Genomic DNA, 20,278 nt, shown 5'->3' with positions numbered 1-20,278 from the left:
CATCGTCTCTATTAAGGTCTCGGCTCAAAAATTATAGTTTTTTATAGTTTAGAACGAACTATTGTTTTCTAAATTACAATACTTAACTTTTCTTTCTTGGAAAAAAGACGAATGCAATCTGACCACTTCTTTTCAAAATTATTAAAATTCTCTAATTTTATTGGCTCCCTATATGATGATAGAGCTTGTTTAATCTTAGATTAAAAAAAGATTTCAGTTTCTGTAATATAACATTACAAAATAATTTTGTTTAGAAAATAATTTCTCATTATAAAAAATTGAAAGATGCTAGTTTTAGATAGGTAATGCTTATTGAAAATTAGTTTCTTTTTCCTTTTAAAAAAAATGTAAGGTGTCCACTTTGTAGTGGACTTCTTTCATTTTAAATCTGGGTATATAATTTTATTTTTATTATTAATATCTCGTAAATATTCTTCACTGTAACCATATTTTTCCGGATCAAAATTATCGTATGTAAAATCTTTTGGTAAAACCCATCCAATAAATTCTACGTCATCATAAAAATTTATAAAAACTCCAAAAAGTCCCTGAAAATCAAAGAACTTATACTTAAAAACCTCAGGATTATAGAATTCTCCATTTGTTAGAATATTTTCATTTAAATCTTCTTTCAAAGAATCTACAAGAGAGTTTGAATCAATGCCTTCGAAATGAATATATTTTGAGAACCATTGAATAAGTCCTTTAGTTGCTTCTTCCTTGTGATAAAAATATAAAGCACGTATTATTTTCTCTATAAATGTATCAGCTTCAAATGATTCCAGTTTGGTGAAAATTTGAGGTTTCTCATTAAATGACCCTACACCAGTATTATTATTAAGTGATTTTAAAAATCCCTCCTTTTCCTTTCGCCTCAGCCCCCTTAAAACCGTATCTAAAAAATCATTATTTGCAACACGATTACTTCTATGTGCTTTAAGATAAAATTGAAATTTTTCATCCAAATGAGAAAGATGATTATTATGTTTTTCACAAGCTGGAACAGTCATCAGATTATTTCTGTAACCTTTAGGGAAAAATCCTAATGGTGGGACATGTTCTCTTCTAATAGTCTCTTTATTAAGTTCGATTCCGCACCAATAACATATTTTTGGGAGATTATTTTTCATTAGGAATTAGTTTTTCACAGTTAGATGCTTTTTTATATTTTAATAAAAATATCGGAATATAAAGCTTGATCATTTTTAAATTGTTCTTATTTGAGCAATTTCTAGATTGTAATAATTGATTCTCATTTCAGATGAACATTGCACTAAGGAGAATTTTGCAATATTCGAATTGTAACTATCAATATTATCTTCAACAAGTAAATCCTGTTGTTGTTGAGATTTGAAAGCTAACGAATAAACTATATTTTTTTGCGAGAATAGATCTACAAATTCTTCTTGTGATAAATTATTAACACTTCTGCCTTTATTTACAACAGCGCTATAGATTTTTACTAGGAAAGTTTTTTCCTCTGTTCCCAAACATTCCTTTAATCTCCTTGCTGAAATTAAGACTTGATTTGTTAGCTCTCTCATGTCAGCACTAAATCCTTTTTTTACATGTGTTAGATATATACGGTCATTAGTATAATATAGTATATCACATAATTCTACTCCATCAACTAAGATTGTGTCAATTACAATGAAATTTTCCATGTCATTATATATTAAATTATAGTCACCTTCTTTATTTAAAAGTCTAGACCAATTCAGAAGATAATTGTCACGAAGTTTGTAAGTTTTTAAGACGTGAACGGTTTGAGTTTTCAATTCTTTAATAAATGTATCTCTCAAGAAATACCATTTATTATCTATTAAGAATATTGGAGATGTTCCAAGTCTAAACTCTGAACTAATATGATATAAAAATGAGGCACTAACTGTCTTCACATTGTCTTTGTAGCAGGTAATTCTAACTCCTTGAAGAAATACCATAAAGTTAAATTTATCTAAAGGTTGAATTTGTTCTAAAGCATAAGAAATCACATTCTCATAGATATCATCTTTGCTATTGACAATTTTAAAAACAGTGTGACCTCCATTTTCCGTTTTTTCTTTTAATCTGTATTCGTCTGCTTCATAAAATTTCTCAATATTGTTAGGATTGCAAAAATCGAATTGAAACAATCTTATGTTTGCCTCACCAACGATATATCTTATATCCTCGTAAATATTATCAATCAATAACCTTTTTAAATCACTTTCGATAAAAGCTGAATCTGTAATCTCTAGATAAGAACTTAAAAAGTCAGAAGATACCAATTGCCGTATAACTATTATCTCCTTGATTATCTTATGTAATTCATTAAAATTAATGGTTTTCTTTATTTTTATACCTTTTCCAACAACAAGTTGCGCTTTGGGTCGCTTTTTATCTATCAAAAATTTAAAATGAAGTTTAGATGTCTTTTCATTTAGTTTGATTTGGATTTCTTTTGGAACATTTCCAAATTTTATATAGTCTATAATTTTAAAATCATTTCTGTATTGTTCGCTAAAACCAGCCTTGTTTCCAGTAATACCTCGAGCCTTAATCGAGGTGATGCTATCTTCAGTTGGCTGAATTATCTTTGAATAAGTATCAATTCCAAAGTTTTGATCAATAAATGGCAAAATTATTTTGTATGAATTTCCTCCAATTACACAATAAATATCGAATTCGGTTTTTATAAATAAAATTAGTGCAACAGATTGTTGAAAAAAATTTTTGGTTTCACTTAAAGTTTTAGGAAAAAATGATTTCCACTCAGATTCAATTTCGTCAGTATTGAACGTATAAAGGATATACTCAATATTTTCGATGGTAAATATGCTTAAATCTTCCTGTTGTATTTGATTGTTAAAATCCTTTAGAATTCTTAGTATAATTTCATAATCGTTTAACCCCCTGAGTTTCAAAATTTGCTTATCTAATCTGTAGATATTTGGGATAATTTGCATAATTATAGTTTTTATTAAAATTATAAAAATTTTACCATATTTAATCTTTCTCTCGATCAAACCAACTTATTGGTTTACATTATTTTCAACATATCAAATTAGGAAATCTGGTGTCGCTTGAAGGGGTAATCATTACAAATGTCATTCATAGGCTTTCATTGATTTTTTTTCAGTTAAAATCTTAAGAATATGAACTTCTGAAAATTCACTGTTTTTCAATGTCTTCAAAATTTAAAACTTTATTTTAAATGATTCTGTTTTGGGAAGATTGCAAAATGTTTTTAAGAAATTATAATGTTCAAAAAAATATTAAGAATTGTTGCATTTACTTAATCAGTTATTATTTTAAGCCTCGCAGAGCGAAGAAGAAACTTTGTTAGGACGTAAGGACTTTCAAAGTTGCGAATGAGCTCCTAACTTCACCGTGTAGTTGTAAAATCGCACACATTTTAATAAGCAATAAATCTATTCTTAAAACAGAATTTTAGGAACATAATTTTTTATAAAGCAGTCTTGGTTTTGATTGATTGTTAAAAAGTACAAAACGAATCCTTCGGCGTATTGTAAATTTTTAGGGTGCCCAACTAAAAGGTGGACTTCTTAAAATTATTATAGTCAATTGGAAGAACAAAATGTGCTAAAATATAAGTTGGTTGTATCAATAAGCAGGTATATATTTGCGTACCTACCAACAGAAAAAAATTGTAATTCCATTTATTAATACCTCCATCCAAAAAAGGCTTCTGATTTAAACTTTCAGTAACAAACGAAGCCAAATAGTTATCTAAAACGCCATTGTAAAGGCATACCTCATTTTCAGAATTAATTTTCTGAAAAATGAAAGTATGTTACATAAAGAAACTGTAAGTAACGAAATGTGGGAACTCCTGCAAAAACTAATGCAAGATGAAATGCTAAAGGACTTCACTTTGGTAGGCGGTACCGCCTTAGCCTTGAAATTAGGACATAGGTTATCTATTGACATTGATCTGTTTACTACTAAAGACTTTAACTCAAAAGATTTAATTAGCTACCTGCAAAAAGAATATAAGGCAACAGATGAGATTGTTTTTGAAAATACCGTTATGACCTATATTGAAGATATAAAAGTTGATCTTTTAGCTCACAAATATCCTGTTATAGCAATGGATAACATTTCAGAAAATGTTAGAATGATTTCAAATGATGATATCGGTGCTATGAAACTTCACGCAATATTTCAAAGTGGAGCAAGGTTAAAGGATTTCGTAGATATGTATTTTCTTCTTGAAGAAAATCCTTTAAAGTCATATCTGGATAGCTACCAACAAAAATATAATGGAAATTCAAATTTAGTAGCACGCTCATTGATCTACTTTGATGGTATCAGAAAACAATATGATGTGTCAATGATTCAAGGGAAAGAGAATAATTGGAAGAAAATGCAGGAAAGATTCAAAAAAGCTGTTTCAAATCCAAATCTTAAATTTGGAAGTTCATTTTCAAAAAGAGCTATTCCCATTAATAAGGGAAAAGGATTTAAAAGGTAGTTATGTTGCGAAAAAGAGATAAAAACCTTATATTTAATTATGAGAATAGAAGATAAAATATTACCGGATATTCATCCTAAATTCTTTTGGGACACCGATTTTAACTTATTAAATTGGGAGACATCCTATGTTCCAATTATTTCTCGAATTATCGAAAGAGGAGGTCAAAATGAGATTGATGAAATTATAAAATACTATGGTCATGAAAAAGTTGTAAATACAATTCAAAACGAAATTTATTTTTTGCCTAATTATGCAATTGACCGAGCAATCGACTTTTTTCCGAAACTTAAAAAAGAGGAGATGCATTGTTATCTAAATAGAAAAGATAAACCTTATCATTGGATTTAGTTTTGGAATCTTTTTTCCGGAACTTAAAATCAATAATATTGTTGAGAAAATAATTCTCATAATAAAAAATTGAAAGGTGCTAATTTTCATTAGGCAGTACTCCGGGGGAATTAGCTTCTTTTTCCTTTAGCAATAAATGAAAATGTCCGTCTTTTAGCGGACTTTTTGAGTAATCCCGAACTTTTATTCTTCATCTTTGCAACAAATAATAAATTACATTATTAGAGCTTCAATCTAATCATTAGCCTCTTTACCTAATCTCTCTTTTACAACATCAGTTAAATAGTATCCTCCAGTCCTTTTAGCTCCTCTATATTCAATAATTTCAGAGTCCTTTAATTGCTTTATATATCTCTCAATGCTTTTAGCAGGTATATCAATAAGTTTTTCAATATCTAAAGTCTTAAGACCTGCTTCTTTGTAAAGAACTATAAGAATCTTTATTATTTTATCTCTTACATCATCAGTTATTCCCTCAGTTATTCCCTCAGTTATCTCCTCAAGTTTAGCAATAGTTGCTTTATTTAATCCCTCAAGTATTCCCTTAATTATTCCCTTAGCATTTCTATTATGAGCAAGACCAGGAAATGTAACTGTAATTACATTATCTGTTTCTTTCCATATAGGTAATTTAAATTTATTATCTCTACAATCTCTAATCATCCTCTGTGTTCCACTACCTAACATTTCAATATATCTTCTATAAAAACACATTTGAGCTACATCAGGATTACGAAGAATTGAACTATGTTCAACTTTTAAATCTTCAATAGTAATGCCTTTAGGTAATTTCCCATAATTACTAATTTCAGTTCTATCAGAATAAATAGATATTTGAAGAAAACCTTTGACAGAATTGTAATCTCTATGTACAATAGCATTTAAAATTCCTTCACGTAAAGCCAGTCTAGGATAATTGGATTTCTCACTTCTAATAAGTTTGTTAACTGCATAACTTTTTCCATAAATAACATCAATGTATTCAAATATTGCAGATATATTTTTAAAGATATTACCTTCAAAAATTCTGTCGTCAATAAAATTATCTCCAGATGATTTTGTTGGATACAAGGTAATCCTGATTCTTGATTGAGGAATATATCGAATAGGATCATTACCAAACGATACAATACAAGCATTACTTAAATTACCATTTTGCATCAAACCAGTATTAACTAAAAAATCCTCTTCATCTAGTTGTTCAGTAATTCTTCGATAGTCTTTATAACGAACAATTGTTTTATTAATCTCTACAATATCTAAATCCTCGATTTCGGCTCCTAGAACAGGCATTCTTTCCCAATGGAAATCTGATTGCTTTCTCTCTAAGATAAGATCATTCAATTTCTCAGGATTCGTTGTTCTTGTTTGTGATCCATTTCTATTGTAGATAACACCCTTAAATTGATACGGTTTTTTAGCTCCTTCCCATACACTAATTAAAATAACATTTCTTTTCTTGTAGTTAATTATTTTAAGTGATATAGGAGCTATTGGTTTGATAGAATCAATTAAAACATTTTTAATATGATTAGCTTTTTCTTCTGCTTGTTCTACCCCAATAACATTCTTATTATTATCGATTCCAATCACAAGATCACCTCCGTGAGTATTAATAAATGAAGTTATTGATCTTGCAATATCTTCAACATCAGGTTTAGCTTTAAACTCTAGTCTAATACCTTCTTCTTGCTGAAGAAGATTATCTATAATAAAACTATTTTCCATTGTCTTCATTATTTTTATAGTTCATTACTTCCCTAATAAAATCTTTGTCTGCAAATTGAGCATTAATATATACCATCATTTCATCTAAACGATAAAATTCCTGAGCCCAATTACCATTTCTTAACGCTAAATCTTGAACGTGATTTTTAATCACATAATCATAAACCTCGATACATCGCAAATCAAAAAGTTTGTTATCTTTCAAAGTAATAGTATCACCACTTTTCAGCACAATCTTTTTTAGGAAACTCCTTGCAAAAACAACATCACGATGAACTAAAAACCAATAAGGTTTTTTTAACTCCACAGCCTTTTTTATTTCTTCAAACGTAATATTTAAATCACCAATATTACCAGTTCCATAATATGGACGTATGATTCCCAAAAATAAATCACATTCTTCCACAGCTTTGAGACAGTTATCTAAATTAGACAAATTTGGATTCACCTTAATACTTCCGTGATGAGAATTAAGGACTTTATATCCAAGTGTAGTAAATTGGGCGACAATTTGTGAAAGTTGATCTTCAAATCCGTATACGGTTGAACCAATCATTATTTTTACTTCAGGTTTTAGCTTTTCAGGTATTGATGTCATCGATCTGCTTATGTCTTTGTTGATGTTTAAAGTTCAATATCATTAATATTCAAATTTACGATTTTACCAGAAAATAAGTTTACTATTGAAAAGGCACTCTTAATAGTTTGAAATAGTTGGTTATTACTATTACTGGAAGTGGACTTTCTTTATCAGTTGATTCTATTTAATTGCACTAAATAATTAAAAAAATTTAGAATTTAAGCTCCTCCATTAGTTTTACTGTCAATATAACTTGACGCTGTTTAGCAAATTTATCAAATGATGAAAAATTTAAATCGTTGGGAAAATAGTACTTCTTCTTATTAATATTATTTGCAGAAACCCAATCTGTAAGCTGTTTTGCGCCTTTTGACTTGTTTTCATTACCGTCTAACATTTGGAGATTAATAATTGAATTAAAATACTCCGGGTCAGTGAAGTATTCTCTATTAGAATCAGTTAATTGGATATTATTCAATTTTAGTTTTTTTTCATTGAAATTTGATATCGGATGACAATGGTCGAGATTAAAATCTCCATCCTTATATTTTAAGTTAGGATAAAGTAGTGCGAGTATGGGAAAAGCGTATCTATTCTCTTTCTGTGTATATAAAAGATTTTCCACAAATTCTTTATCAACATTTATACTTTTATTGGTTTTAGAAAGCCTTTTTGCAATGGCGGCAGCAGGGAAAACTGCCGGAGACTTAGCAATTTCTTTTTTCAAAGTATCTCTAATAGCTTTTAGTACACCTTCAGCTTGCCCGCCAAATATCTGATGTAGCAAAACAACGTGAAGCCATTTTTTAATAATTGCTCTATCGTCTTTATATGCAACTTTCTTATGAAAATCTTTTACTTTATCCGTGTTGTACAAATAATATATAATCGGAAGTAGGGCATTTAATGATGTTAGTGTTTTTGGAGCATATCCAAAGTCTACAATAAGTTGAAAGACTTCTTTAATTGCTTTTCTAATATTGTCCCATTTACTTTCAAAGTCTTTAGCATTCTTAATACTGAAATTGCTTACTCTAAATTTAATATCATCGTTGTACAAAATCAGATATGTACGCAGAATCAAATCTTTGTTAACGGCAAAGCCGTATTCCTTAACAATTTCATCAACTAATCCATTAATTTCTTTACGGGCATCTAGATCCATCCAACCTGAAATAGTTGTTGACATTACTAAATCTGAGTAACTTAAGTTTATACCGCCTGAATTTATTCTTATAAAAATATCTAATGCTCTGGTAAAATCAGAACCTTTTTCAAGATAGTAGTGAATAAGTTTCTCAAGATGAATAATATCGTGAAGCCTGCTCAATATTTCTTGAGCATCCTGATCTTCTATTTCGTGCTTCTTACAATAAGAATTCAGTTGTGCCATTCCACGAATCCCTAAAATATCTCCGACTTTGAACCATTTATTCCCATCTTCATTTATTACTTCAGATGGTTTTAAAAACAAAAATTCATATTTCCTGTCATCATCACTATCATTTAAGTCTTTGCTTGAATCTTTTTTATATTTAAGATTTAAATAAAGATATCTTGTAGGAATTGAGTGTTCATTATCTTTCCAAGCGAGGTTATATTCATGATAGGCGTAAGAACCTTTCAACCCCAGATAAAGAGCAGTAAGACGTTGCTGTCCGTCTAAAACGACTTCGAAGCTGGGAAGATTTTTTGTATCAACTTCTTCTGATCTATTAAGAAATCTTTCTCTATATTTTTTTAAAATTCCATAAAATCGTTGGTTTTGCGTGTTATTACCATCAACTCTCCAAAGCAACATTGAACCAATTGGATATTGTTGCATAAGTGAGTCAAATAGCATCTCTATTTTTCCAGATGACCAAACAAAATCTCGTTGAATTGCAGGTAGTAAATATTGATTGTAATCTATTTTATCGATTGCATCTGCAATTGAAAGCGGAGGAAAAAATGACATAATTTATTTTTTAATTTTAATGTTTTCAGGTTTTAGAACTTTATGTTGATTACTTATAAAGGTCGAGATAACAAAAAGAATATCAATTAACACTCTTTTTATCAAACAAATATTTGCCTTCTTGTATTTCGAGATAGTCGATTACAAAATGTACAACTTTTCTAGCATCCTTTAGGCCTTCTGGTGCTAGTCCAGGCACTTTAAATTGATTAATCTCTGAATTGTAATTAATCATTTCACTATCAAAATTTTCAATACCTTTTGGTTTACGTAATCTACAGTAAGGATTTATAATACTTAGATTCAAGGTATTATTCAAGTTCCAGGAATTCTCAATATTTTTGTTAGAGAACTCTTTATGCTTGTAGTATAGGTTAGTTAAAATTACTAAATCTACATTATTGTACTCAACAGGATCACAAAAAGACTTATTAGTAAATAGACCTTCGGGACCTTTGAGATAACCGACCCATCTTTGCATATCCTCTTTATCACCACAGCATATTAATAAAATATTGATCTCATTTTCTTTAGATAAATCATTAAATTTTTCGTGAGCGCTAATCAGAAAATCTTTAAGATTATTATCCATACTCTTTAACTCAGAGTGTTCTTTCAAAGATTTACCCTGCTTTATTAAACCTTCATCTATCGCATTAGATAGTATAGACATTATGTCAACCCTATTGTCAAGTCGACCATAAGTTTGATATTTGAAAGATTCTGTATTTTGTACCTTCTCTTTATTAGTAAAAGCTGCACATTTTACTTCAATATTGTATGTGAAATTATTAGACCGAAATTGAACGTCCACATCTTTCTGATTTTCTGGGTTTACTTTAGCTTCGACTCTGAAGCCGTTTTTTTTACAAAAATAATTTACAACTGCAAGCTCACAAGCACCTTGAATAAAAGCTTTTTCGTCAAATTTTGCTTTTTTTAGTTGTAATTTATTATCCCAAAGATCCTTAAAATCTTTATTGGATATATACTGTTTAACTTTTGAAACAGATTCAATAAATTCATCAAAATAAATATTTTCGGAACTTTTTGCAATTTTAAGGTAATGACCATCTGGCAGATTTAATTCATTAAATTCTTCTCTCATGTAGTAATGATTAGTAATTAGTTTTTAAGAAAATAAATTTCAGAATCGCTGTGACAGTGACTCTGAAATTTAAAAGTAAATGAATTAGTTTTCTACAACCTTGCAAAGAAGTAAGCAAGATCAAAGATTTCAACTTCTTGTTTTTGATTTTCAATATCATCAATATATATTCTCAGATCACCAACTCTTGTTAAGGTACCTTCCATTTCTTTTTTTTCATCATACCAAGAAGTAGAATAAACTACATATAACTCTTTACCGATCACAGTTTCAAAATCAGCTTTTTTTACGCTAAAGGGATCTAGAATATATTTATTGAAAATAAAAAGAAAATCAAATTCAAAGTACATATTATCGTAATACCAATCCTTTACAGTAAGTTTTAGTTTATCGCGTTCTAAAGAATGATTTACAACGTGCTCATATCCAAAATGATACTCTTTTGGATGTGGGGTATTTATTCGTAAAAGAACAATTGACTTTTCTTTAAAAATGATTTTGAAGGGGCTCTTTTCTTCTTGCTCTGTAGAATTATGCTTCTTAGTAACTGAGCAAAGACAATTAAAATCCTGATCTATTTTTAACTTATTTTTTCTCAGGAATTCAGAAATAGTATGCTGCATATTATGGATAATAGTTTTTATAAATCTACAAAAAATCTCATTAAGTTTACTATAATTAATGAATTGTAAAAGCGAAAATCAATAATAAATTTCTTAAGAAAAATATTAATTAAATAAGCTGAATTAAATTGACATTTCTGAATTTCCTATTAAATACCCTTCTCTCTCAAATTTTAATTTAAAAAATTACATAACAGCAAGTTATATAAAGTAGAAGAGAGTAACTATTTTCTATATTTGTAAAAACTTAACCATCTCGAAAATTCATGTTTAATAGATTTAAAATAAAAATTAGTGACAAAATAACCTTACATTTCCTAAGTATTGATGATTATAGTCCCAGGCTAAAAAAACATATTGAAGAAAGTATACATTTTATATGGAATGGGGATAATGAAGTGATAGAAGATCCAAGTGATATTTCAATTACCAAGCTAGAAATATTAAAGCTTTTGGAAGGAAAATCTGCTGAGCAAAAAATTGGGATTGTATCCGAATTCATTTGTCATCTTTATCTTAGAGCAAACAAGTTCAAGCAGCATTTTCTTTTTAGAAATCTTGAAGAAAAAGGTATGAAAAAAGGATTTGATGGTGTTTACTTGATTGATGATGATTATTATGTTTACGAAAGCAAATCTTCTTTGGAAACTACAATTACGTCAACTCACAATGGCAATGTTAGTGAGGCATATCGTGATTTAAAGGGAAAAATTGAAGGAGACAATACTGCCAATGACCCGTGGAGAAATGCTTACAATCATTCTAATATGAGGACTATTGATTTTAATCAGACAATATCTCAAACTTTAAAGAATTTATCAAAAGACTATGTGAGTGGTACTTATAGTCAAATCAAAGATTATAATATAATTCCAAGCTCAACTATATATCTGGGAACAAGGTATTCAGATATTGAGAAAACCACCTTGAAGAGTAATCTTGCTAGATTATTAGGAAAATACAATTTCAAAAGTATTAATGCAATTTGCATTAATAAAAAATCCATCGAAAACTTTATCGATTATCTAAATGAGTAAAATTCAAACCAAAGAAAAAAAGCAATTAAGCTCATTAAAAAATAATGAAATATTTAATGAATGCCTAAAGAAGATAACTTTAAGTCAAAAACTTGACTATGAAGAAATAACTTTTATATTATCTGCTGCAATCATATTTTTCAGATATTATAATCATGATAAAAGATATAAAGGTTACTTTAATATTGGATATTATATAATTCTAAAGTATTCGATAATTCATAAAGACTTTAAACCATTGTATGACATAAGCTTACAAATAGGCTTCTATCCGATTTCCAATTTTATTATTTCAAATGATTATGTCACAGAAAGTTATGTGAATGAAAGAATAATAAATAAAACTATTTATGAAAAATATAAGAAAGAAACTTATATTGAAACTATTGAGCAATCAAATAGAAGCCTTGAAATTTTTGAAAATATAAAAGAACATGATTCAGCATATATTGCCCCTACGTCATATGGTAAAAGTTCTATAATAAAAGATGTAATTATTAAGAATAATTATAATAAAATTGGAATTATAGTTCCCACCAAATCACTTCTCATGCAAACATACAATGACATGAGAAAGCTTAATTTGAATTACAAATTGATTCTACATGATGAGATGTATAATGGAGAAGAAAAATTTATCGGAATTTTGACACAAGAAAGAGCCAATAGATTAATTAATAAGATGGGATTGTCTTTTGATATTTTATTTATTGATGAAGCTCACAATTTGTTAAAAAATGATGCACGTAATTTATTGTTATCACGCTTTATAATGTTGAATCATAAATCTAATAACGATCAGAGATTACTTTATTTAAGTCCTCTGATCTCTGATTCATCTCAACTTAAAATAAAAAATACATCAGAGGGGACAATTCATGCAAGTACCATTAATCATAATATGAAAATATTTGATGTGTATTATCTTGATAAAAAAGGTAAACTGAAAAAATATAATCGATTTACTGATGATTATTATAATCTAAAAATAGAATTTGAGTTCGCAGAATATATTATTAAGAAGAGCAAGAATAAAAATTTCATATATAATTACCGTCCAAAATTTGTTGAAAGAATAGCAAATAAAATTTACGGTACAATTGACAGCTTAGGTGATAATGAAGAGCTAAATAAAATTGCAAGAGTCATATCGGAAGAAATTAATGGGGATTTAGATTTAATTGCTTTAGTTAAAAAAGGAGTTCTTTATCTACATGGAAAATTACCTAATATTTTAAAAGAGTATTTAGAAAATGCATTTAAAGAAATTGAAGAATTTAAATATCTAATTGCAAACTCTGTAATATTAGAAGGGGTCAATTTTCCTATCGATAATTTGTATATAACATCTACATTCGGATTAAGCTCAAAGGACCTAAACAATTTAATAGGAAGAGTTAATAGGCTGAATTATGTCTTTTCTAACTCTCTCTCACGACTAATATCTAAAATACATTTTGTTGATAGTGATGAATTTACTGATTCTCGAAGTCTAATGGGAAATAAAATTAAGCTTCTAAGGGAGCATGTTTTTATTGACGAAAATAAAAATCCCTTACTAGAAAATTATGATGTAGAAAATTTAAAGCTAAGTAATCAAGAGAAATACAAGAAAAAAATCAAAGATTCAGCAATAATTGATTCAACAAATTTTTTATTACAAGTAAATCCTGAAAACTTAGAAGATAGAATTACACACTATTTTATAGAAAACAATATAGACGATTTTTATAAGGAGACCAGCACAGTTGTTCAGTCACTCGTAAAAAATATACATAATCTTACTGCAGATATTAGCCTGTTAGATTTGATTTATGAAGTATTTATCGAAAATAATGAATTGTACATAACCGACTATGAACTCGAACGTCTGAAAAATTTGCAAGCAAGAAAATATTATCAAAACTATATTGATACATTTCAATTATTAGGTTTGAAAGAAAAGATAATTAATACTGTAAATTATTTTGAAACTAAAGTATCAAGTAATAACGATTCTTTTTTATTTATCGGTAGTTCCTTTGGTGAGGAAATCAAAATGTCAAAAAAATATAACAATCCTGAATATCTTAATAAAGTTTATATCAATTTAAAAGAAAAATCAAGACAAGAGCTGTCAAATATTTCGCTAATAAAAATAAAATTGGAGGAAGACTTTGTAAGTTTCAAACTTAAAAAACTTATCACCTTTCTTTATGACTTCCAGCTAATTGATATAAGCACATACTATAAGGCTGTATATGGAAGTGATGATAGTGAGATTATTGATTTAACAAGAATTGGTTTAAACCCCAATGTTATAAGAATTCTAAAAAACAATAATCAGATTGAAAATATTAGTTTTGACGCTAACGGAAATTTAATTTCTAATGAGAATTTCATGGAGTTTTTGAAACATCAACCTGAGTTATTTAAGTTTGAAATAAATAAATATATAAGCGAAGAATAAATTTAATTTTCTGAACGGAAAGTTAGCTAATATTTAGAAATTGTTTTTATAAACTCTTCAATGTATCCTTTACTTTCACATGCAATTATTTGATTGGAGTAATCAAAATTCATTTTGTTAAGTCTAAATACAATTTCAGAATCAACAATTGCTAATCTTGAATGATTGATTTTTTTATTTAATTTTGACGAATAGAAGTGTATGTAAATTTTACTACTGATTGGAATTCCTATGTATGCTATTTCCTTAACGTCAGGATTAAAATAGCTATTGATTTTTGCTCTTGTTGTTGCTGCACCAAAATCCGGAAGGAAATAGAAATCATTTTCATTTTGAGGAGTTTCAATAACAAAAAAGATTTCTCCCATAGACTTTAAGACTTTTTGTGAAAAGTCAATATAATTAACGGCATTAGAATATTTTCTTTCGTCATTAAAGGAAAAATAATCTTCAAAATTTTTCTTTAATTTATCGTCACCCATATCTTTTATTATGGAAAGTCCTTTGTAGATTGCTTCATCGGTATTTCTCTTTCTAAAGGGAGTTCTCAACTCACTAATTACAGCATATTTTGCAAAGTAAATTATTGCATTGTCAAATTCTACTGTTCTAATTTTATCATTTATGAATTGTGAAACAATTTCAAAACTGCTTGCAAAATCTCTCTCAAAATGATCATTTAGTTGCTGCTCGACAGAAGAGTAATCGTAATCTTTGTTTTTTAATTTTGTATTTAAATTTTTTTCACTAAAAATAGATTTGGTAGTCTTCTTTGCAAAATGATTTTCTTTTTGTTTGTCATAAAGATATATTTCTTTTTTTTCATTATTGAAAAAGTTCTTTATATGGACTTGTGAAATATAGTGGTGGTTTTTTGGTATGCTCATTTGAACTTTTCTAATAATCAAATATCTTACATTACTTTCAATGATCTAGAAATTTTTCAATCTCTCGAAGAAGTTAGATAATTTTGCAATATAATCGCACAAATTAATATATCTTATTTTATTGAATTTAACTTCTGAAAATAGTTTGACCGTCTCTAAAGTATTGGCTAATATTGTCCGAAAACAGATAATATAAACTAATAAATTATATGCAGCTCATTTTTTTTAAAATGAACAATGCCATTTTGACAGATTTAACAAGTGGTATATTGATTGTAAAATATTAAAAATCAATTTAAATAAATTATTATGCCATTATTTACAATAACAACTTTAGCAGTTTTATATCCTTTCTTAATCGAATTAGCTAAAAAGGGTGCAGAGAAAATAGTAGAAACGAGTAGTGAGAACCTTACATCAGGAAGTATTAGCTGGTTAAAATCTTTATTCTTTAAAGATGATGAGCCTAAAAAAGCATTGAAAGAATTAATTAATGAGCCTGAAAGTTTAGAAAAACAAACTGCCATTAAGACATTGGTTGAAAATTCTATTGAGGATAACCCTGAATATGAAAGCTATTTGAATGAACTTTTAGATAAACTTCCAAAAATTGAAAATAATATAAGTAACAGCAAGAATGTGATTACTGGAAATGTAAATACGGGTGGTGGAAATTTTATTAATGGAGATGGTAATCAAATGTCATAGTTAATGGAGTCGGGTAAAAATATTATTGGTAATTCAATCATCAACACGGAGGGTGGAGATTTTATTAATGGGGATAATAATTTCATACAAAAAATAATTTTTAATCTTGCTTATAATAAGGCAGGATTAAAAAGTATTGTAAAACAAACAAAGAATGTTTTAAACAAAATTCAATCAGATATTTCAGGGCATATTCTAAAAAGAAACTTAACTGATTTACCTATTGAAGAAATTATAACAAATAACCAATTTCTTTTTATTGACGGAGAAGCAGGTTCAGGTAAATCTGCCTATGCAAAACAGATTTTAGAAACTCTCGATGATACTTGTATTATTTCTTTTGCAGCTGACCAATTTTTAAAAAGTTCACTTATCAACACTCTCCATGAAATTAATGTCGATTTAAGTATCGAGGAAATTTTTAATGAGTTTGAGGAGTTTTCAAATAAGCTGATATACATTGATAGTTTTGAAAAATTATTAGAGGGAGATGCAGAATCATTCAGAGAATTAGTTGCCGTTTTAAAGGAAAACAAGGACATTAAACTGATTGTTTCATGTAGAAGTTATGCTTTAGAAACATTGAAATTCAACTATTTTGATAAACAATTATTAAAAAATAATTCGGCTATTATAAATGTTCCTCAACTTAATGATGAAGAATTACAGTATTTTGTTGAAAAAATTCCTGCTCTTGATAGCATAGTTCAAAATGCGAATCTTGCTGAAATCATTAGAACCCCAAAATATTTGTCATTGGCAGAAAAACTAATCACTGCTTCAGATGAAGATTTGTCTATAATTGATGTTGTGGAATTTAAAAAGCAACTTTGGAAAAATATTGTTGGTGGTAGTAATGCACCATTTGAAGAGGAAAGGCAAAATACTTTTGTAAGTATTGCTGTAAAAAGGGCAAAAAACTTGACATTACTGACAACTGCAAACGAATTTGATTCAGAAACTGTATATAGACTTAAGTCAGATGGAGTTTTGTTTGAAGAAAATAATTTATATGCTCCGTCACATGATATTTTTGAAGATTGGGGACTGATTAAATATATAAACTGTTTAAAAATTGACAATCCCAAAATAGATGTATTTTATAGCTCGTTGACTAATGAGCCTGCGATAAGAAGAGGTTTTAGATTATGGGTTGAATCAAAGATTGAAGAATCTGAAAGTTGGATTTATAACTTTGTGATTGATACAATTAACAATGTATCAATCGAAAACCATTGGAAAGATGAGGTTTTAATTTCAATTATTAAATCAGATTTATGCGATAAATTCTTCAAAGAATATAAGGATGAATTGTTAGAAGATGATTTAAAATTACTTAAAAGAGTCATTCACCTTCTTAAAATTAGTAGTAAAGATTTTAATCAATCTCCAAACAACAAAGGTTGGGATGTGGTTATAAAATTTTTATTTGAAAACGTAAATGAATTAACAGAAATACACACTCAAATATTAAGGCTTTTATATGATTGGGAAAACATTTTGTATGTTGGAAAAATAACGAATAAAGAAACTCCGAAATATGTTGGGAAGCTTGTAAATACAATCTTAAATAATTTTGAAGAAGGAGCTGATTGGATGAACGCAGGAGAAAGCAATTCTTTAACAGAAAAGGGAATACAATTACTTTATAATTTGTCTGAATATATTCCCGAAGAAATTAAAATTTTATTGGATAACCTTTTCATCAAGAATAAAGACGAAGATTACAAAATAAGAAATAAAAAGGATAAGCAGATTGAATATGCTTTATCGCATTTTCATACAGGAACATTGCCAAAATACTTTCCCGAAGAACTTATTGCATTGGCTAATCTTAAATGGAAATACAAAAAAGTAAAATCTACAAGTCGATTTGGTTTTGAACATTATGAATCAGGAATAGAGCATCATTTTGGAATCACGAATAAACACGATTTCAAATATTTTCCCGAAAGTGCTTATCAAACATTTGCCTATAAATTTCTTAATTCAAATCCATTGAAAGCATTGGATTTTATTATTGATTTTACAAATCATTGTGCGGAAAATTATGTGAAATCAGATTTTTTAAAAGATGATGGTTTTGGAAGGACAGCAGATGATATAACTACTGTTGATTTATTATACAAAGGACAAATATATCCAATTCATGGTTCTACTTATTTATGGTTAGTCAATAGAGGTGGTCAAATAACTGTACCTGACCTTTTACAGTCTGTTGTAGTTGCTTTAGAAAAATATTTGTATGAAGTAGGTCAAATAGAGTCAGAAAAAATTGATGAAATAATACAATCGTTTTTTGATAAAATATACACTAATAGCAATTCCGTAATTCTTATCTCTGTATTATCAAGTATTGCAATGGCATATCCTAATAAAGTTGGGGATAAATTATTACCATTAATATCTGATAAAAACTTTTTTGATTGGGATAGAAATAGATGGATAGCTGACCAAAAGGATCATGTACTAGGAGGTATATTCGATTCGTATTCAAAAATATGTACTCAAGAAAGGCAAGATGCTTTAAACTGGGTGCATAGAAAAAAATACTATAAAGGTTTAACAAGTTTTTTAATAGATTATCAGATTTTTCACGGTAACCTTAATGGAAAACTGTTTGACATGTTTAATTATTTAGAAAGTAAGCATGATAATGATGATGTTTATTTTTTAAAACTATTATCTGAAATCGATGGAAGAAAGCAAAAGGTAGAAGAAATAGAGCAAGAAGGGAAAATGGTTATTCAGATTTCCCCAAATTATTCTGTTGATTCAACCTTAGAAAAAGAAATGCAAAAAAATGAGGAGCAAAGCAATTTTCAAAATGAATACTCAAAATTTAGTTTATGGATCTCTCAAACCTCTCAAAAGAAATCAGAGGAAAATGTAACCTATGAATATTGGAAAGAGTGCTATGAATATAGTCAAAATTACGATAAATCAAAGATTGGTTATTTTAATTCTTTTCCAACTGGCACTTTAGCAACATTAGGATTGGACTTATTTAGTGATGAGTTAAATGCTAATGAATTTGAGTTTTGTGTAAACACTATCATAGAAATTGCTCAAAAGCTTTTTGACCGAAAAAAGAATGAACGATTCGATTTTGAGAATGTCGATTTTTCAATTAGTATTTATGATAATCATTCTGTATACTGTGCATTACCAAAACTGCTAGCTTTTAAAGACAGATTGGCAGAGCAACAAGTAAATGACACTAAAGCTCTTGTTTTTTTCTTTTTAAGGGACTTAAATAAAGAATTAGATATTGATCTTAAGCATTTATATGATTCATTCAAGAAAAATGTATGGAGTTCCAATTATCAATTTGCTTATAATTGTTTTATTGGAATAATCTTATATGCTGAATTTTTTAAAAAATATCCCAGACATCATAGATATTCAGATGAAGAAATTAAAAAAATTGAAAATGAAGAAAATGAAATTTTAAACTTCATTCAGAATAATGAAAAAGTTTATGAACTAACTAACCTTTCTTATTCAAAATACGCTCATTGGGAATTGGAAAAAGCAGTAGATATTTTTCCGATCTATGAAGAATTTGATTTTTCGTATACTTTTCTAGAATTAATTTTTAACGCACATATCGAGTCATTTTTATTAGAAAAACAAAGGTACTCTTCAGCAGAGTATCATAAAATTGGATTTACTATTAAAGAAACAATTATTGATTTCTTGTTTGAAATACCATTTAATGAAAATACAAAATCTTTTTTTGAGAATATTTTAGATGTCGGAGCAAATTTTAAAAATGATGATCTTAGATTAAAATATGATTTAACTAAATATGTAAAAGAAATTGTTGAATGGTTTTATTATAAAGTTGATAGTAATAACGGTAACGAAAAAATGCTAAATAATCTATGGGATTATTGGGCTGTGCTTTATTTAAAAATTAAAAATACCACTAACTTGTATAATCAAGAATACTTGTTTTTTGGGAAATGGAAATATGAAGCTGATGATTGGTTTGTACTAAAGAAAGATAATATATCAAATATCTACTTGAAAAAAATTGAAAATTTAAGTTATCTTAACATTGAAGCGTTAATGCAACTTTTGTCAGGAATAGGTTTTCAAAGTTTGATGCCTAAAGGAATAAAAACTTTAACTAAACATTTAAAATCGGATGTAAAACAATTGCTTAATATTAACTACTACTATGGAGAAAAGTTAATAATGAGATGTTTCAAAGATAAGATCAAGCAAATAAAAGAAGATGAATCATTGTTGAATGAATTTTTATGGTTTTTAAATGTAATGGTTGATTTAGGTTCTTCTAAAGCATATTACATTAGAGAAAACCTGATTCTTTACAAGAAAAAATAAACTGTTCAATCAACCGTCGA

Annotated in this window: 14 protein-coding genes; 6 read left to right on the top strand and 8 right to left on the bottom strand. The window is 28.0% G+C overall.

Annotated features, from left to right (window positions below; genetic code table 11):
* Positions 1-377 precede the first annotated feature (377 nt).
* Both ASG21_RS18415 and ASG21_RS18410 read right to left on the bottom strand, forming a co-directional pair.
* Positions 378-1,130 carry a hypothetical protein gene (locus ASG21_RS18415; protein ID WP_056084226.1) on the bottom strand — a complete coding sequence of 251 codons (753 nt, stop codon included), beginning with the start codon at positions 1,128-1,130 and terminating at the stop codon, positions 378-380.
* A gap of 75 nt (positions 1,131-1,205) precedes the next feature.
* Positions 1,206-2,948 (bottom strand): DUF6119 family protein, encoded by a 1,743-nt coding sequence (locus ASG21_RS18410; protein WP_128414360.1) that lies wholly within the window; start codon positions 2,946-2,948, stop codon positions 1,206-1,208.
* A gap of 845 nt (positions 2,949-3,793) precedes the next feature.
* Between ASG21_RS18410 and ASG21_RS18405 the strand changes: the two genes are divergently transcribed.
* Entirely contained in the window at positions 3,794-4,477 is a 684-nt protein-coding gene (locus ASG21_RS18405; RefSeq protein ID WP_056084219.1) for a nucleotidyl transferase AbiEii/AbiGii toxin family protein, read from the top strand.
* 39 nt (positions 4,478-4,516) lie between these two features.
* Entirely contained in the window at positions 4,517-4,828 is a 312-nt protein-coding gene (locus ASG21_RS18400; RefSeq protein WP_056084215.1) for a hypothetical protein, read from the top strand.
* A 234-nt stretch (positions 4,829-5,062) separates the two neighbouring features.
* On the opposite strand, the gene ASG21_RS18395 is transcribed toward ASG21_RS18400, so the two are convergent.
* The 5 genes from ASG21_RS18395 to ASG21_RS18375 form a co-directional block, all read right to left on the bottom strand.
* A complete protein-coding gene (locus ASG21_RS18395; RefSeq protein ID WP_185113746.1) occupies positions 5,063-6,556 on the bottom strand; it encodes an RNA-binding domain-containing protein in 1,494 nt (497 codons plus the stop codon).
* A complete protein-coding gene (locus ASG21_RS18390; RefSeq protein ID WP_056084208.1) occupies positions 6,546-7,154 on the bottom strand; it encodes a DUF4062 domain-containing protein in 609 nt (202 codons plus the stop codon). Before ASG21_RS18390 ends, ASG21_RS18395 begins: the two co-directional genes overlap by 11 nt.
* A gap of 193 nt (positions 7,155-7,347) precedes the next feature.
* A complete protein-coding gene (locus ASG21_RS18385) occupies positions 7,348-9,093 on the bottom strand; it encodes a DUF262 domain-containing protein (RefSeq protein ID WP_056084205.1) in 1,746 nt (581 codons plus the stop codon).
* Positions 9,094-9,175: 82 nt separating this feature from the next.
* On the bottom strand, positions 9,176-10,201 hold the full coding sequence (locus ASG21_RS18380) for a hypothetical protein (protein WP_056084202.1): 1,026 nt from the start codon (positions 10,199-10,201) through the stop codon (positions 9,176-9,178).
* Between the two features lie 92 nt (positions 10,202-10,293).
* Positions 10,294-10,824 (bottom strand): hypothetical protein, encoded by a 531-nt coding sequence (locus ASG21_RS18375; RefSeq protein ID WP_056084199.1) that lies wholly within the window; start codon positions 10,822-10,824, stop codon positions 10,294-10,296.
* A 266-nt stretch (positions 10,825-11,090) separates the two neighbouring features.
* Between ASG21_RS18375 and ASG21_RS18370 the strand changes: the two genes are divergently transcribed.
* Both ASG21_RS18370 and ASG21_RS18365 read left to right on the top strand, forming a co-directional pair.
* Positions 11,091-11,861 carry a hypothetical protein gene (locus tag ASG21_RS18370; RefSeq protein ID WP_056084196.1) on the top strand — a complete coding sequence of 257 codons (771 nt, stop codon included), beginning with the start codon at positions 11,091-11,093 and terminating at the stop codon, positions 11,859-11,861.
* Positions 11,854-14,310: a DEAD/DEAH box helicase gene (locus tag ASG21_RS18365; RefSeq protein WP_056084193.1), complete on the top strand. Its 2,457-nt coding sequence runs from the start codon at positions 11,854-11,856 to the stop codon at positions 14,308-14,310. Before ASG21_RS18370 ends, ASG21_RS18365 begins: the two co-directional genes overlap by 8 nt.
* Before the next feature lie 26 nt (positions 14,311-14,336).
* On the opposite strand, the gene ASG21_RS18360 is transcribed toward ASG21_RS18365, so the two are convergent.
* Positions 14,337-15,197 (bottom strand): DUF4238 domain-containing protein, encoded by an 861-nt coding sequence (locus ASG21_RS18360; protein ID WP_056084190.1) that lies wholly within the window; start codon positions 15,195-15,197, stop codon positions 14,337-14,339.
* A gap of 309 nt (positions 15,198-15,506) precedes the next feature.
* On the opposite strand from ASG21_RS18360, the gene ASG21_RS18355 reads away from it, so the two are divergent.
* Together ASG21_RS18355 and ASG21_RS18350 are read left to right on the top strand one after the other, a co-directional pair.
* Positions 15,507-15,905 (top strand): hypothetical protein, encoded by a 399-nt coding sequence (locus ASG21_RS18355; RefSeq protein ID WP_056084186.1) that lies wholly within the window; start codon positions 15,507-15,509, stop codon positions 15,903-15,905.
* Positions 15,906-15,908: 3 nt separating this feature from the next.
* Positions 15,909-20,258: a hypothetical protein gene (locus ASG21_RS18350; protein WP_056084182.1), complete on the top strand. Its 4,350-nt coding sequence runs from the start codon at positions 15,909-15,911 to the stop codon at positions 20,256-20,258.
* Positions 20,259-20,278: the final 20 nt, after the last annotated feature.

Origin of the sequence: Chryseobacterium sp. Leaf394, from assembly GCF_001424105.1 — a bacterium.
Lineage (GTDB): Bacteria > Bacteroidota > Bacteroidia > Flavobacteriales > Weeksellaceae > Chryseobacterium.
Note: the sequence above shows the minus strand (reverse complement) of the source record. Positions and strands in the feature narration are given on the sequence as shown.